The organism is Vibrio sp. 05-20-BW147 (assembly GCF_013369385.1).
Classification (GTDB): Bacteria; Pseudomonadota; Gammaproteobacteria; order Enterobacterales; family Vibrionaceae; genus Vibrio; species Vibrio floridensis.
Genome location: NZ_SZTO01000001.1, coordinates 105,467 through 121,412 on the forward strand (window position 1 = coordinate 105,467; position 15,946 = coordinate 121,412).

16 protein-coding genes are annotated in these 15,946 nt (G+C 46.8%); 9 read left to right on the top strand and 7 right to left on the bottom strand.

Going from position 1 to position 15,946, the window contains the following annotated elements; genetic code table 11:
- Positions 1 to 107: 107 nt before the first annotated feature.
- Positions 108 to 1,085, bottom strand: coding sequence for a porin (locus FC652_RS00495; protein WP_176297068.1), 978 nt, complete (start codon positions 1,083 to 1,085; stop codon positions 108 to 110).
- A 152-nt stretch (positions 1,086 to 1,237) separates the two neighbouring features.
- Positions 1,238 to 1,729 carry a protein disulfide oxidoreductase gene (locus FC652_RS00500; RefSeq protein WP_176297069.1) on the bottom strand — a complete coding sequence of 164 codons (492 nt, stop codon included), beginning with the start codon at positions 1,727 to 1,729 and terminating at the stop codon, positions 1,238 to 1,240.
- 466 nt (positions 1,730 to 2,195) lie between these two features.
- Between FC652_RS00500 and FC652_RS00505 the strand changes: the two genes are divergently transcribed.
- On the top strand, positions 2,196 to 3,215 hold the full coding sequence (locus FC652_RS00505; protein ID WP_176297070.1) for a porin: 1,020 nt from the start codon (positions 2,196 to 2,198) through the stop codon (positions 3,213 to 3,215).
- Between the two features lie 106 nt (positions 3,216 to 3,321).
- On the opposite strand, the gene FC652_RS00510 is transcribed toward FC652_RS00505, so the two are convergent.
- Entirely contained in the window at positions 3,322 to 3,744 is a 423-nt protein-coding gene (locus FC652_RS00510; RefSeq protein ID WP_011081520.1) for an organic hydroperoxide resistance protein, read from the bottom strand.
- Between the two features lie 114 nt (positions 3,745 to 3,858).
- Here FC652_RS00510 and FC652_RS00515 point away from each other — a divergent pair, with 114 nt between their 5' ends.
- Together FC652_RS00515 and FC652_RS00520 are read left to right on the top strand one after the other, a co-directional pair.
- Complete coding sequence (locus FC652_RS00515) at positions 3,859 to 4,317, top strand: MarR family winged helix-turn-helix transcriptional regulator (RefSeq protein ID WP_176297071.1); 459 nt, start codon at positions 3,859 to 3,861, stop codon at positions 4,315 to 4,317.
- A 102-nt stretch (positions 4,318 to 4,419) separates the two neighbouring features.
- Positions 4,420 to 5,034, top strand: a complete 615-nt coding sequence (locus tag FC652_RS00520) for a fumarylacetoacetate hydrolase family protein (RefSeq protein ID WP_040110920.1) — start codon at positions 4,420 to 4,422, stop codon at positions 5,032 to 5,034.
- Positions 5,035 to 5,055: 21 nt separating this feature from the next.
- On the opposite strand, the gene FC652_RS00525 is transcribed toward FC652_RS00520, so the two are convergent.
- From FC652_RS00525 to FC652_RS00535, 3 genes are all read right to left on the bottom strand, one after another.
- Positions 5,056 to 5,370: an AzlD domain-containing protein gene (locus FC652_RS00525; RefSeq protein ID WP_176297072.1), complete on the bottom strand. Its 315-nt coding sequence runs from the start codon at positions 5,368 to 5,370 to the stop codon at positions 5,056 to 5,058.
- On the bottom strand, positions 5,367 to 6,080 hold the full coding sequence (locus tag FC652_RS00530) for an AzlC family ABC transporter permease (protein WP_176297195.1): 714 nt from the start codon (positions 6,078 to 6,080) through the stop codon (positions 5,367 to 5,369). The genes FC652_RS00525 and FC652_RS00530 overlap by 4 nt, the downstream gene beginning before the upstream one ends.
- Before the next feature lie 69 nt (positions 6,081 to 6,149).
- On the bottom strand, positions 6,150 to 6,980 hold the full coding sequence (locus tag FC652_RS00535) for an AraC family transcriptional regulator (RefSeq protein ID WP_011081515.1): 831 nt from the start codon (positions 6,978 to 6,980) through the stop codon (positions 6,150 to 6,152).
- A gap of 230 nt (positions 6,981 to 7,210) precedes the next feature.
- Here FC652_RS00535 and FC652_RS00540 point away from each other — a divergent pair, with 230 nt between their 5' ends.
- Positions 7,211 to 7,843 (top strand): LysE family translocator, encoded by a 633-nt coding sequence (locus tag FC652_RS00540; protein WP_011081514.1) that lies wholly within the window; start codon positions 7,211 to 7,213, stop codon positions 7,841 to 7,843.
- Between the two features lie 168 nt (positions 7,844 to 8,011).
- A complete protein-coding gene (locus FC652_RS00545) occupies positions 8,012 to 8,434 on the top strand; it encodes a GNAT family N-acetyltransferase (RefSeq protein WP_011152390.1) in 423 nt (140 codons plus the stop codon).
- A gap of 59 nt (positions 8,435 to 8,493) precedes the next feature.
- On the opposite strand, the gene FC652_RS00550 is transcribed toward FC652_RS00545, so the two are convergent.
- Positions 8,494 to 10,200, bottom strand: coding sequence for a phospho-sugar mutase (locus tag FC652_RS00550; RefSeq protein ID WP_176297073.1), 1,707 nt, complete (start codon positions 10,198 to 10,200; stop codon positions 8,494 to 8,496).
- Between the two features lie 312 nt (positions 10,201 to 10,512).
- Between FC652_RS00550 and FC652_RS00555 the strand changes: the two genes are divergently transcribed.
- The 4 genes from FC652_RS00555 (at position 10,513) to FC652_RS00570 (ending at position 15,905) form a co-directional block, all read left to right on the top strand.
- Positions 10,513 to 11,271, top strand: a complete 759-nt coding sequence (locus FC652_RS00555) for a metallophosphoesterase (RefSeq protein ID WP_176297074.1) — start codon at positions 10,513 to 10,515, stop codon at positions 11,269 to 11,271.
- A 76-nt stretch (positions 11,272 to 11,347) separates the two neighbouring features.
- Positions 11,348 to 12,061 carry a sulfite exporter TauE/SafE family protein gene (locus FC652_RS00560; RefSeq protein WP_176297075.1) on the top strand — a complete coding sequence of 238 codons (714 nt, stop codon included), beginning with the start codon at positions 11,348 to 11,350 and terminating at the stop codon, positions 12,059 to 12,061.
- Positions 12,062 to 12,255: 194 nt separating this feature from the next.
- Positions 12,256 to 14,163, top strand: coding sequence for a methyl-accepting chemotaxis protein (locus FC652_RS00565; RefSeq protein WP_176297076.1), 1,908 nt, complete (start codon positions 12,256 to 12,258; stop codon positions 14,161 to 14,163).
- A gap of 62 nt (positions 14,164 to 14,225) precedes the next feature.
- Positions 14,226 to 15,905 (top strand): pyridoxal-dependent decarboxylase, encoded by a 1,680-nt coding sequence (locus tag FC652_RS00570; protein WP_176297077.1) that lies wholly within the window; start codon positions 14,226 to 14,228, stop codon positions 15,903 to 15,905.
- Positions 15,906 to 15,946 lie beyond the last annotated feature (41 nt).

Below are 15,946 nucleotides of genomic sequence, written 5' to 3' on the forward strand. Positions count from 1 at the left end.
AACGTCACAATTACAAATTAATTCGAGTTGATTCACACAAGATAAGTCTAGGGAAGAAAAAAGCCGGTAGGGATACCGGCTTGAAAAGGCTCGATGAAAACAAGCATTTAGAAATCGTAGCGTACACCAAGTCGAAGTGTGTCTTCACCAGAAGTGACTTTGCCGTTTACGTCTTTTACATCATCAAGCTTGTTGAGGTAGTAAGACAAGTAAGTGCGGAAGTTGCTGTTTAGCTTGTAGTAACCCACCAACTCGAGACCTTTAGTTGCGTCCGATTTAGTGCCGTTATCGTCTTCTTCGGCGAAGGTGTACATCGCGGCAACGCTAAATGGTTTGCTGATTTTGTACTGAACCGCAAATTCGTAGGCGGTGAATTCTTGCTTCGCTTTGTCATCGAGATCACCCGTCGAGAAAGTCGCACCTAGATAAAGATCGTTTAAGGTATAGCCTGCGCCGACAAGGATCTGGTTTTGGCTACCGTTGCCAGCACCGTTATCACCTGTGGAGTAAGCCAAACCCAGATCCAGACCGATAGGAAGAGAGTAAAGGCCACTGATGCCCATCAGGTCGCTATTGTCAGCGTCGCTTGCTGAATAAGTGGCTTCAATTTGTAGAGCATCGAAGCTGCCGCGATAGGCAAACGTGCTGTCTGTTTTGTCTGATGACGCATCAATGAACTGCTGCACGCCAGAAAACTCGGTAATATCCGTCAGGTCTGAAACGATGACAGAAGCCATATCTTGCTTACCAACAGAAAACGCACCTGCGTTTGTCTTCACACCGGCGTACATGTAACGGTTTTTGAAGCTGCTTTCACCTGTTTTCTGTTCAGCTTCGTAAAAACCAAAGGCTTGTAGATCGTTCCCAAGGTCAGTGGTGCCTTTTACGTTAAGACGGGCACGAGTGCTGTCTGCCATGGTGCCGTCGATCTCAACACCTTTGTCGGTACCAATGAAATCACCACGGAACTCAACACGCCCACCAATTTTTAATTCAGTACCGTCTGTTTCATAAACGGTTGCTGCGAAAGATGACCCGGTGACCACTGCGGATAGGATTGCGGTTGCTAAAGCTTCCTTTTTCATTTTTCAATTACCTTTTTATATTCAATGGGCTTACATGCCCGATTCCTGATGCAGCTAAGGTACTGATTAAAAATGAACAAACGATTTCTATTTCATGACGCTTTGGTTGTGCTTGTATTGCAGTTCAATGAATGATGAGGACGATAGAATCGCTAGCTCAACCATAATCTGAGCCACAGGCCAATCGGAGAACTGACGCCTGAGGTAATAAACTCAATTTTTCCATTGCGCACAATCACAACGGTCGGGGTCACTTGTACCCCCCAATCACGGCTAATTTTGCCAGTTGGATCATTGATGGTGTCGTAATCATACAGTTGTGATTGCAAATACTGATTAACGCTTCCTTCGTCTCCCGATTGCATCGCCACACTGATAACGGGGTAGAACTCTGCGATCTGGTTGATCGTCGGGCTAACGAGTTTGCAAGGACCACACCAGGTTGCCCAAAAATAGACAACCACAGGGGAGTCTTCACTGGCGCTCAGTAAGTCAACTTGTGCTCCAAGTGTTGTCATAGCGGAGAGGGGGAGCGCGTTTTCTTTTGGCAGATTTCTCGAATAGTAGAAATCAAGAGCGATGGAGACAATCAATACCACCGCCAGCACGGGTAGCCACTCTTTTAGGATTTTGACGATTTTCATAATGGGTTTCTCATTGAGCTGTTACATGCGCCTCATGGATTGCGTGCGCTTTACGATATGGATTCAATCTCTCTGAAACTTGCATCTCGAGGTTACTTGGGTATAAGACCAGCGTTTTCCAATTTCTCTTCATTAAAGAAGGGAGAAAGTATTTCTGTTTGTAACATCATTATTAACATTTCGGTTGTTTTTCTGATTTTGCCAATCGTTTACTCGGTTTGCTTTTGGTGGGATGTAACTATTTGTAACATCAAAATAACTCATTTTGTTTTTGTGCTTTTAAATTTAACTAATTGAAAATTAGTGATTTATTATCTTTATGGTCAATTTATATTATTTCACTGGGTGGTTTGTTGTGCCATCGCATAAAGTTCTCGCCAGATGTTAACCAGAAGTAGCTGAATTCTAAGGTTCTCTACCTGGTTGGAATATGCATGTTATGTGTAATAACTAATGGAACTTAAAAATGAACAAAAACATTTTGGCTCTTGCTGTTGCTAGCGCAACATTCGGCACTCAAGCAGTTGCAGTGGAAGTTTACAACAACGATGGTACGACTTTCTCTATTGGCGGCCACGTTTCAGTTGCGTTGGAAGACTCCAAGCAAGGTGACCTAGGTGTGACAGCGGTTTCTCCGCGTATCAACTTCAATGCGACTCAAGATCTCGGCAATGGATTTACGGCTGATGCAAAAGGTGAGTGGTCTATCAACTACCTAGATGGTGGTGAAAACGCACTTTCTACTCGCTTAGGTTACATTGGCCTGACGCATGAAAACCTTGGCCGCGGTGTTGTTGGTACTCAATGGGCACCTTACTACAGCGTTGCAGGCGTGGCGGATATGCCAATCGCATTCGCGAACGATTTCATCTACCAAGATCACGGTAACCTAGGTACAGGTCGTGCAGAAGAGATGGTCAGCTACGCTAAGGCGTTTGAACTAGGCGAAGCGGGCAAGATTGGCTTAGGTCTTGGCTGGCAAGGTCGTAAAACAGACGACAAGAACTCTTACGGCAACCGTGCACAAATCGCATTGAACTACAGCATTGCTAGCGTTACCGCAAACTACGCGTACAACACGGGTGACGTAAACTACACCGCTGGTGTTGGTGCGAAAACGTCTGAATCTCATGTTATCAGTGCAACTTATGGCGCTTACGGCAAAGGTCTGTACGTAGCGGGTGTGTACGCAATGAATGAGTACATGAACTCGGGCAATGGTAACTTGCTAAAAGATACTTCAGCTTACGAAGCGCTAGCGGCTTACACGCTAAACAACGGCATCAACCTAAGCGTTAACTACGAATCTGTGATTGATGAAGAGCTAAGCAAGCGTGTATACAGCACGTCAGCGGTTCAAGCTGAGTACAACTTCACGCCGAAGTTCGTTGGTTTTGCTGGCTACCAGTTTGACCTACAAGGTTCTGGTGACTACAAAGAAAAAGCAGACGACAAATGGATGCTAGGTGCTCGTTACTACCTATAAGCGCTAACATGTTTTAGCCGTCCAATTGTCCACTCATGTGGAAAGCCAGCAGTGTCACTGCTGGCTTTTTTGTATGTTGAAGCGTGATTCGCTATGCGTGCCTTACTTAAATCGCAACGCCATTGACTGACAACTGGACGTCAATATTGCCACGAACGGCATTAGAATAAGGACACACTTGGTGAGCTGTGGCGACTAATTTCACCGCCTGATCCGCAGGCAGGTCGATTTCTGCTGCCAGTGAGACCGTTAGGGCAAAACCACCTTGTTCATTCGGGCCAATGCCGACCGTCGCGGTGACAGGCGCTTGTTTAATCGCTATCTTTCCTTCGCGAGCGACATGCAAAATCGCGTTAGAAAAACAGGCGGCGTAACCTGCGGCAAAGAGCTGCTCTGGGTTGGTTGCCGCACCTGTTCCGCCCATTTCTTTTGGGTAGCTTAGGTTGAGTTCCAGCAGTTTGTCGTCAGTGCTGACAAGGCCGTTTCGTCCAGCAGAAGCCGTTGCGGAAGTTTGGTAAAGTGTTTTCATGGTCGATGTTCCTTTGTTATATAGATTGTGTGCAATCTAATTGTTTGCAATCTTATATCGATCCTTTTGTTGTTTGCAAGTATATTGTGCACAATTTATTTTGTGAGGTGAGTGATGTCTGAACAAACTATCCGTTGCCAAGGGGATTCTGAAGCGCAACTTTTGCTGGAAAATCAAATATGTTACCCGTTATACAGTGCGGCTAATGCAGTGATCCGTGCCTATCGACCATTACTTGAAGCGTTGGATCTGACCTACTCACAATATCTGGTGTTGTTGGTCTTGTGGCAGCAAAACGGCATCAATGTGAAAGATTTAGGCGCTAAGCTTCATCTTGATTCTGGCACCTTAACCCCGCTATTGAAGCGCTTAGAAGCAAAAGGCATTGTTGAACGTCGCCGCGGTCAAACTGACGAGCGTGTGAGAGAGCTGTTTCTCACGGAAGCAGGCAGAGCTCTGAAACAGCAAGCTCAACAGGTGCCGCAAAACATGCTTTGTCGTATCGATCTCAGCATTGACGAGTTGGTGACATTGAAAAGTTTGTGCGAAAAAGTGCTCGAAAAGCTCAATTGATGGATCGAGCTTCTCATTTTGGATGATTCTGTGATTGGATTCTGAGCACTTTATCAGTGGCTAGTTTAGAATCGCGTTTTTGTGTTTGTTCAGGGAAGAGAAATGAGCCATATCCACTTCAGAAACAAAACCTTGCAACCGGGCAAAGTGCTCTGCGTTGGGCGTAATTATGTTGAGCATATTGAAGAGCTGCAAAACACAATTCCCGATCAAATGGTGCTGTTTCACAAGCCGGCGTCGGCAGTCACCAGCACATTGCATTCTTTCCATCAAGAGCCGCTTCATTATGAAGCCGAGATCTGCTTTGTGATTGAAAACGGCCAGTATGCGGGGGTTGGCATCGGCTTAGATCTCACCAAACGACAGACACAAAGTTATCTCAAAGCAAAAGGCCTCCCATGGGAGCGAGCGAAAGCCTTTAACGGTGCTGCGGTACTCAGCCGCTTTATCGAATTGAAAGGCATCGCTAGCGACGATCTCAACCTCGAACTGTTTATTAATTGTGTCCGCGTACAAAAAGGGCATGTCAATCAAATGCTGTACTCACCGCAAACGGTACTGGAAGAGCTCAAAGGTTACGTGACATTGGATGATGGCGATGTCGTGATGACAGGCACACCTCAGGGGGTGGGCGAAGTGCATAAAGGCGACGTGTTTTTAGGTCGCCTTAAATGTGGTGACACCACCTTATTGGAAGTTGAGTGGGTGGCCTGTTAACAACCATTGAGCAACGTCCAACTAGAATACCCACAATTTTAAAAGCAAAAACAGGAACATACTTACAATGGTAGTGAGCAGTACGTTTTTGCTGCGCCAAGCGATCAACGCCGCGACAAACGCCGCCAGCAGATAGGGGTTTTGCAGTGAAAGCTGCAACTCGCCCTCTGGGATAAACACGATAGGTGCCCAAATGGCGGTTAATACCGCCGGGCTGGCGTAGCTTAAGAATCGCTGTGTTTTGTGGCTCAGCTTCAATGGCAAACTCGGCTCCAAAAACAGATAACGACTAGCGAAAACCAACACGGTCAGCGCTAAAATGGTTAGCATGATCATAATTTGCGAGCTCCTAATTGTTCTGCCAAATAGCCAGCACTCATGGCTCCGATGCTGGCCATCATTAATGCCCCTTCAATCTTCAAGAAGTGAAGCACCACCGAAAGAATGAGTGCCGTCACCACACTGACCAAGACAGCAACGCTCTTGATGCTGGGGACCACAATGGCGATAAAGGTTGCGGCAACCGCGAATTCCAGCCCGAGATCGTTAAGTTGTGGGAGAAACTGGCCCGCCAAGATACCGCCAAACGTGGCGGCGTTCCAAAAGAGATAAAAGCTCAAACCGCCCCCAAGGGCATACCATCGGTCAAACTGCTTGTCTGGTTGATGACCGACCAGAGCAAACAACTCATCGGTTAAGAGAAAGCCCAACGACAAACGCCAGCGCAAGGGAAGGGGAGCGATTTTACTGCGCATGGAAACGCTGTAGAGAAAATGGCGCGAAGTGATAAAGAAGGTGGTAAGCAACATGGTGGCAACGCCAGCCCCTGCTTTGATCATCCCCATAGCGACAAGCTGAGCAGAGCCTGCAAACAAAATAGCCGAAAGGGCTTGCCCTTCCAAAGCCGTGAGACCGGAATCGATGGCGAAAGATCCCGCCAGCAGCCCCCAGGGAAGAACGGCAATACTCAGTGGCATCATCGCCATGGTGCCTCGTAGAAAACGCCGAGTTTTCGAGTTGTCGGCGTGAGAAAGTGTGGTATCCATTTTATGACTCATCGTGATGTTTTCTTCAGCCTAAAGTGATGGTGATGTGCAGGCTTGTACAAAATTGCCTCATGCTAAATTTTTCACATATTGCCCAGGCGTCACCCCCATCGCCTTTTTAAAATGGCGGTGGAAATGGCTTTGATCATGAAAACCACACTCTTGAGCCACATCCAAAATACGTCGGCCTTGGCGCAGTAGTTGTTTGGCGAGCCTTAGCCTTTGCTGTATCTGATAGGCATGTGGCGGGAATCCATAGCGTTTTTGAAACTCGCGAACAAGATGAAAAGGGCTGATACCGCCCAGCCTTGCCAGCTCCTCTAAGGAAACGTCAGCTTGCGGAAAGTCATCAAGAAACTCTTTAACCAAGGTTAATTGACGTTGCGCTGCCGGATTGTTTTGAGGCGAAATCCGATGGGTACTGTGTTTCGCCGCGAGTTTAATCAAGGTGCCATACACCAAGGTTTCTCGCAGTAAGCGATTGTCCGAATTGGCTAAGGTGTCAAAAACCAGCCGAAGCTGCATGGCTAATTCAGGGTCGTAGACCACAGGCTGCGGAAAATAGGGGATGGCGATATTCGGTGCATTCAATTCTTCACTGAGTCTTTGAAACTGCTCTGGCACTGGGTACATGGCTTTGTACTCCCAACCGCCTTCAGTGGCGGAATGCCCGTTGTGCACTTCGTCCGCGTTTACAAGAATGATGCTGTCTTGCGGCGCAATATGGTTCCCCCCGGTGCGGAAAAAACGTTGCGCGCCTTTTTCAATCACGCCGATGGTATAGCCTTCATGACTATGGCGAGAAAAATTTTGCTTCTCATATTTGGCATCAAGTAACTCCAATCCCCCCAGTTCTGAGGCAATTTGGAAATGTGCGACTTCCTTACTGTTCTTTTTCATTGCTTGCCTTGTCCGTTGAGATGAGTTGAGTGTACGCCAAACATTCCCCCCATTTTTGTACAAAATTGCTCTCAATCCTATCGCAAGGCACAATTTAGCGGAACACGCTGGTTGTTTTGGTATGGTTGGTTATTAAATCGGCAAATGATGTTTATGATGGAGGTATATCTGGTTGTTATGGGGCTGTTTCGGTAAAATCCGCGCCCTTGTTCCAAAAGACCAAAATAAAAATGATCGATATTACTATTTTGCCTGTTTATTTAACGGCAGTGATTGCATTGTTATTGTTGCCAGGCCCCGACATGCTGTTGATTGCCAGCTCTAGCATGAGTTACGGTAAGAAAGTTGGGCTATTTGCCAGTTTGGGCAATGCCACGTCGGGGATCATCTTAACCTTGCTGGCCGCGATGGGCGTTTCAGCGTTGATAGCCATGAGCCCTTTGGCTTTGAAAGCCCTCCATTTACTGGGCGGCGCGTACTTGCTCAAAATGGGTTGGGACTGTTTGCGAACTTCTCCAGCGCAAGCGCCGCAATCTCAGCATGACAATGCCATGGCATTGACTTACTACCAACGCGCATTAATGAGCAATTTGCTCAATCCCAAGGCGTTGGTTTTCTTTGTGATGTTTTTGCCTCAGTTTGTGTCGAATAACATCTCTGCCTCTTCTGGTGAACAGATGTTGGCGTTAGGTCTGCTTCTCAATGTTTTGGGTTTATTGTTCAATTTTGTGTTGGTTGCTTTGGCTGGCACGGTTGGTAAGAAGCTTTTGGACAATGCCACGTTCCGACTTTATCAGCACAAAGTGATGGGGGCGGTATTTGTTTTCTTATCTCTTTGGATGTTATTGAATTTTAACTCGTGATAGATTGTTTTGACGTAAAAGCCAGCGCCGCTGGCTTTTTTCTTAACTAGGGCTCGCAATAACTAGAGCTCGTAAAAACCAAAGTTTGCAAAAACCAAAACATGCAAAAAACAAAGCAGTAATGCTTAAGCATAGAGTGGCGGGTAACGATCAGACGGGAGGAATGCAATGGACTTGAAAACAGAATTTACCTTTGACCTACAAAATGAAGAATTTGAAACCATTCGTCAGGGGATTCGTGCTTACAATGCTCAACATCTTCCTGATGGCGAAGTAAAAAAGATCGGCTGTTTTGTTCGTAATGAGGAGGGCAATTTGGTGGGCGGCCTAACGGGCGATTTGTTTACCAACAGCGTCTTTGTGGAATTTCTTTGGTTAGATGAACACTACCGTCAACATGGCTTAGGCAGTCAATTGATGCAGCGTTTGGAACACGAGGTAAAACCACAAGGGGTGACGGATATTTGTCTTGATACCTACAGTTTCCAAGCGTTGGATTTTTATCTCAAATTGGGTTTTGAGCAGGTTGGACAATATAGCGATTACCCAGCAAAAGGCATCAATAAGTACTTCTTGCAAAAAGTCATTTAATCATTAGACTGGTTTAGTCAAAGAGCACACTCATACGTCGAGTGTGCTCTTTGTTTTTATTACGATGACAAGCTTTGTTGATGGGCAGCAATAAGCGCGTTCATTTTGCTCTCGGCCTTAAACTGTGCGGTTTGGTAATCCAACTCAGCAGGGAAATCGCTAATCACCTCGTAGTAGCACTTCAGTTTCGGCTCAGTGCCTGAAGGGCGAACGATAACGCGTGAGCGATCTTCAAGGTGATAGATCAGAACATCGCTGGCCGGCAGGTTAATCGCTTCTGTCACGTCATTGGTCACGTATCGCAACGACGCTTTGAGATCTTCAATCACCGTTACCTTCTGCCCTGCAATGGTTTTCGGCGGTTTGGCTCTCAGCTGGTCCCCGATGGGGGGCGAATCAGGCGATAAGGCAATACTGCGCTGCGCGTTAAAATAGAAGCCATGTTGGCGATAAAGCTGCTCTAATTTATCCCACAAGGTAAGGCCATTTTCTTTAAGATGTGCCGTGAGCTGGGCAAACGCGACCAGCGCTGACAAACCGTCTTTATCCCAAACTTTATTGCCCACGGTGTAGCCCAGTGCTTCCTCATACGCAAACAAGAACTGCTTGTCATCGTTTTGCTGAGCCATGGCTACATTGGTGAGCCACTTAAAGCCTGTGAGCGTTTGGTAGTAATGGGCACCGTGCTGTTTGGCGATGTCAGCCAACAAGCGAGAAGAGACAATGGTGTTGCCAACCAGTTGTTTGCTGGCATCCACGCTGCTGAGGAGATAGTCGGCGAACAACGCACCCACTTGATCCCCTGTGAGCATTTGGTAGTTACCATCCGGTTTGCGAACAGCAACGGCAAAGCGGTCGGCATCAGGGTCATTGGCACAGGCAATCTCTGCATCGACGGTTTTTGCCAGATCCATCACCATATCCATCGCCCCAGCTTCTTCTGGGTTCGGGAAGTTGACCGTCGGGAACGTGCCATCAGGCTCTCGTTGCTCAGGTACGCTCAGCACGTGAGTGAAACCGGCATCGGCCAGCAGTGTCTCGGCCATCTCAGCGCCGACACCATGCATAGCGGTGTACGCGATGGAGATATCAACCGCATGGCCAGATCTTAATAATGGATGCGTGTTCATCGCTTGGCGATACGTTTGGTAGTAGTCCTCTTTGAGCCAGACCAAAAGGCCGTGTTTTTCCGCATCACTCAACGACATCAGAGGGATAGGTTTGTGCGTCGCTTGCTCAATCTCGGCGGCAATACCCGCATCGTGAGGTGGTATGATTTGCGCACCATTTTCCCAATACACTTTAAAACCGTTGTATTCTGGTGGGTTGTGGCTTGCGGTAACCACTACCGCTGCTGCGGCATTAAACTGTTTGACACCAAACGCAACCACTGGGGTTGGGGCCACTTTATGGGTGAGGTAAACCTTAATGCCCAAGGCGGTGAGTACAGCGGCTGTGTCGTGAGCAAATTGTTTCGAATCGGTTCGGCCATCATAGCCAATCACCACGCCACGAGCAGCGGCATCACCAATCGTCTCGATGAGATAATGTCCGAGTCCTGTCGCGGTTTCTTGAATGACAAGTCGGTTCATGCGATTTGGTCCCGAACCGACTTTTCCACGTAATCCGGCGGTACCAAATTCAAGCCTGCCGCGAAAACGGTCTTGCAATTCTTCCGTCATCTTCTCATCAATGAGGTACTGAAGTTCTTCACGGGTGCGTGGATCCGGATCTCTGGCCAACCAGTCAGTGACTTGTTTTAGCATACATTTTTCCTTACTTTCTTTGTTCTCTCTAATCTAAATGGTAACTAATATCATTTCCGTGATGCCAATCGTTTACTAGAAGCATAAATAACTTATCGCCCTATAAAGATAGCCAATTTGCGCCATTTTGGTCTCGTGTTTGCTTCTTGGTGCTTCTTTGATTTCGCACCCACTTCGCATAGAGGGTCTTTGTTCTCATTGCTATTTCATTGTGACAGCTCAGATAAGTTGCTAGATGAGTGTTTGAACTACACCTACGTGGGAGAATCCTTTAAACTGCGAGCCCATTGAGTGGCTGTATAGGATTGGAAAATGGATTTTCGGCATCAGTGGATCAACGGAAGTCAATACCAGCGGATTTATGTCGTTGGTGATGTTCATGGCAAACTCGCGCTACTGAAAGACACGCTTCAACGTGTTGAGTTTGATCCTCAGTGTGACTTGCTGATTTCGGTAGGCGATCTTGTCGATCGCGGACCGGATTCTGCAGGGGTGTTACGCTATTACGCAGAACATGAATGGTTTCATGCGGTGATGGGCAATCATGAATGGATGATGGTTAATGCAATGGATGCGCAGCAAAAAAAGACTCGTTCGGAAAAGGAAGAGTACTTCATCACTATTTGGAATCGCAACGGAAACGAATGGGTGCAACACATGCCCAACGATGAAAAACGAGCGTTGCGAGATATCGCTGCTTCGATGCCTAGCGCGATCACTCTCACTCTGGAAGACGACCGAAGGTTTGGCATTTCACATGCTCAGCCACACTCGTTGGATTGGAATGAAATGATTGATTGGCAAGGTAACATGTGGGATAACCCGCGCTGGATCTGGGGAAGAACCCGCATCACGGAAACGGCTCCAGAGCGAGTGAAAAACGTGGATCTGACCATACACGGCCATACACGCAGCGATGGTACAAAGCGAGTTTCCAACAGTGTGTTTATTGATACGGCTTCAAGCGAGGAATATCAAGGTGCCTTTACCCTTTATGAGCTGCGAACTGGGCAACTTTTTATTGGTATTAAGCAAAGCGAACTGGATGAAGTGAGTACAAGCGATTGTTAACCGGAAGCAATATCGGTAAAGTGATCGCAAGCGATTTATATGCCAGTCAAGCTTAGCGGTAGAGGAAGATGTCAAGATGTTTGATACGACGGTGTTGTTAGCGGTTTTACTGATCTTTCTTGGCTCATTTGTGCAAACTGCGATTGGCTTTGGTTTGGCGATTGTGTCTGCGCCTTTGCTGATTATGCTTGCTCCTGAGTATGTACCTGCCCCAATCTGTTTGGTGGCATTGTTTATCTCCATCCTTAATGCGTTTAAGCACAAAAGCAGCGTTGAAATTGGCGGCCTAAAGATGGCCTTAATTGGGCGCATTCCTGGTTCGATTGCGGGTGGAGTACTGCTTGTGATGGTGAGCACTCAAGCCTTGGCGTTATGGATTGGCATTTTAGTGCTTTTTGCTGTCGCGGTGAGTTTGTTGCCATTTCGGGTGGAACCCAATCCTACGCGCATGACGATAGCTGGATTCTTTTCTGGTCTATTTGGCACCAGTTCGGGTATTGGTGGGCCACCGATGGCCTTGTTGCTTCAGCATCAGGAAGCCAATCAGTTGCGCGGTAATCTCTCCGCATTTTTTGTTTTCAGCTCTCTGATATCACTTGCGATCCAGATACCAGCGGGTTTCTTTACCCTCCATCACCTAAAAATCACCTTACCGTTGATTCCTGCTGCATGGTTGGGATACAAGTTGGCCCTCATGACCACAGCAAGTTTGCCAAAAGAGCAGATCCGCATTGGTGCCTTAACACTTTGCGGTTTGAGTGGCATTGGTGCAGTTTGGCAGAGTTTTTAATGACTTAACTGTACTCCATAAAATAAACAAATAGTTTCATATAAAATTAGTTTTATATTCCTTCATACCCTAGCTATGTTTATAGAGTTGGCTGGGTGTGCTTTTGGTTCCATAACGGTGTTTGCCGAACATAAATTAAGAACTAGACGCTCCCAAAATAAACCGTCTTAACTATCGGATAGATAGGGGGAGCTATGAATCTAGGCTTTAAATCACGTATTTACTCCAGCGTGGCGTTATTGGTTGCCTTATCGTTAGGTATCTTGGGTACGCTCAATATCATTTCTCTAAAAGAAAAGATGGTCTCATCTTTGATCTCTGAAACTCAGAATAAACTCAATTATCACGTTGATGAACTGAAACACGCGGTCACGACTCAACTCAAAGCGGTTGAGTTTGGGGCTCGTCATTTCAATAAACAACTCAGTGATGAGCAGAATGTCAATCTTGTACGCATGTTGGCTGAGAGTGCCGGTATCTCGAACATCATCATGGCGTATGACGATGGTCGCTCGTACATGTCGCTCCATAAATCTGGCATTACAACGTCGGAGCAAAACTTCAACCAAAGGGAGTGGTATCAAAGCGCCAAAGGCAGCAACAGCGCCAAACTCACGAACATCTATGTTGATAAAATTACGGGTGAGAAAGTCGTCAGTGCAACAATGCCAGTCTATTACCAAGGTCAGTTTCAAGGTGTTTTGTTAGGCGATATCTTACTGTCAGACATCATTAAAATGGTGAGTAACATGCGCTTTGCCGGAGGTGCGGCGACCTTAACCGATAAAAATGCCGTGTTTTTCGCCAGCGACGATCCCAATGATATCGGGAAAACGCCTTCACAAGTCAGCGCTGTATTTAGTGACATGGAACGTGCTTTCTTCAACCAACAGCAAGGCCATTTACAGTTTCCTTATCTTGGTATTGAGTTCGATGGCTACTTTCAGCGCGTCAACTTAACCCCAGACCAATATTGGACCTTGATGGTGTTTGTCGATCAGGACACCGCATTGGCGGGGGTTCGAGAGGCACAAAATGAAGCAATCGTGACTGGGGTAATCTTACTTTTGGTCAGTGCGGTGGTGATGGTGCTGACTCTTGAGCACGCTTATCGTCCGCTACTCAAACTGAAAAAAGCGGTACTTGGATTGTCGAAAGGCTCCGGTGATTTAACAGCGAGGCTAACGGTAGAAGGGGGTGATGATCTTGCGCAGATCAGTGAAGGTTTCAACCGTTTCGTGCAAAGTTTGCAAGGGATGATGTTGCAAGTTTCCGAAGCAAGCCAAAATATCTCGGCGAACATCGTGCAGCTCAATCAAACCGCTGTCGAAAATGAAAAGGTGTTGATTAACCATTCAGCAGAAACGGATCAGGTGGTGACCGCGATTACTGAAATGAGCGAAAGTGCTCGTTCGGTGGCGGAAAATGTGACGCAATCTAATCGCATTACTGAAAGTGCCAGCAAGGAAGCAAAGCAATCGTTGGCCATTGTTAATAATGCCGTGAGTACAGTGAGTGCACTGGTTAATGATGTGGAAGAAATGTCAGAGCGCATCGTGAGTATGAACAAAGATGCCAATAAGATCAGTGAAGTATTGAATGTAATTGGTGAGATTTCCGAACAAACTAACTTACTCGCGCTAAATGCGGCTATCGAAGCGGCGAGAGCTGGTGAACAAGGGCGAGGATTTGCGGTGGTGGCTGATGAAGTCCGAGCTTTGGCGGCTCGCACACAAAACAGCACAACGGAGATTTCCGAAATGTTGTCGAAACTGTTGGATGGAACCTCCAGCGTTGTCGCCTCAATGGAACGCACTAAGCAACAGTGTCAATCCACGGCGAGCAAAACGTCGGAAGTATCCAACAGCCTCAATCTCATGAGCGGTTCGGTACGTGACATTGATGATGTCAGCACGCAAATTGCGGCGGCGACAGAAGAGCAAAGTACCGTAGCAGCAGAGTTGAGTCGCAACATGTTGTCCATCAGAGATATTGTGACCAATCTTGTTGCTAGCGGCCGTCAAACCGTCTCAGCCACAGAATCTTTGGCTGATTCTAATCATGAGTTGGATCAGTTAGTCTCCAACTTCAAGTTAAAGTAGACGTTTTAACGACAGCGCGGGCCAGGATGGCCCGCTTTGGTTTCTTTTGAAGGAGCGGCCTCATGACGAAGCTAATGGTTCACTCTTGGCTAGATATCCAAAATAATCAGGTCTCCCAACACTTTCACTACTGCCACCAGAAGCTGTTGAAGCAATATTTTGCACGCAATCCCAATTTGTGGCCCATCTACAAGATAAAAGAAATCGCGGAGTTAATTGGGCACAAACGCAATCGAACCAAGCCTAACAACCCTATCTTGTCTAAACGACTCACAGCAGACAGCTACATCCCACGGCACTCTAGTGAGGTCATCCGCCCATTTGAAGCTCTGGCATTGTTTGCTGCGGGTAATACCAAAAATTGGGACGACCCATGCTCGGTAGAAAACGTTATATCGACACCTTGTGATCCGGCAATTCACGGAGCACTTCTGGCGACCATTGCGAATCCCAATTTGGTTTACAGTGAATACGCGGGGAGAGCGACAGAGCTTGAGAAAGTGGTGGTAAGGCAAATGGCCAATTTAATTGGTTACGATGATCACAGGGCGACGGGGTTGTTCACCCAAGGTGGTACCTTTTGCAACTTATATGGCTACCTGTTGGGGCTAAGAAAATGTTTTCCTGATTCCGTTACCAAAGGATTTCGAGATAAAAAGCTGCTCTTTATTAACTCACAAGCGGGGCATTACTCCAACGTGACCAACCTGTCATTGTTGGGGGTGGATATTGAGCAGCAATTGAGAAGAATTAAAGTCAAAGAGAACAATCAAATTGATGTTGATGATCTCACTCGTCAGTTTGAGTATTGCATTCGCAATGAGATAAAAGTACCGACCATATTACTCACGTTTGGTACCACCGATACCTTTGCTATCGACGATATTGCCTCGGTCTATTTGGCGCGAGAGCGGCTTTGTCGGCAGTATGGTTTATCTTACCGACCGCATATCCATGTAGATGCCGCAGTTGGTTGGACGTTGTCGTTTTTTCGTGATTATGCGTTTGAGCGCAATGAGCTTTCGATTAACCCTGCGACTTTGGAAGGGTTAGAAGCCAATCACTCGTTGGTGAAAGGGTTACGTTACGCTGATTCCATCACGATTGATTTTCAAAAATGGGGTTATGTGCCATATACCTCGAGTATGATTCTTGTGAAAGAAGGCCATGATCTGGACGCTCTGAAACAAGACGCTGACTACTTCTCCTATTTTGAACCGCAGCAAAAGAATCAGTCGCATCTCCAATCGACAATAGAATGTTCGCGTAGTGCCGTGGGCGTTTTTGCAGCGTACTCGGCACTGGAGAGTATAGGTATTGAAGGGTATCAGTCGCTCATTGCCCATGGCCTACAGAATGCGAACTACTTACGTTGCTTACTTTCTCAGTTGCCAAACTGCAAAGTGGTGTCGGGCAGTAATCAAGGTCCTTGTGTCACCTTCCGTCTTTACCCTCCGGATGTCAAAGAAAGTCCTCAAGCGCTATTTTATCGTGAACGTCGGCTGATTCGGCAAAAGGCGTATATGGAAAGCATTGTCACCAGTGCCACTTATCATCGGAGTAATTTTCTATCAAGGAGAGGGCGCTATCTCAAAACCAACTGGGTGGACTCTATTGCGAGAACCGACTACAACGAGGTTGGTCATTGTCTTTTTTTACCCGGAGAAAAGGCGGTGTTTTTAAACCCCAATACCCAACGGCAAAATATTGAGTCCTTTGTTTCTAATCTCAATAAACTCTAACGCGCTGTTGGCTACAATCACCATTTGGCGATCAGCAATCC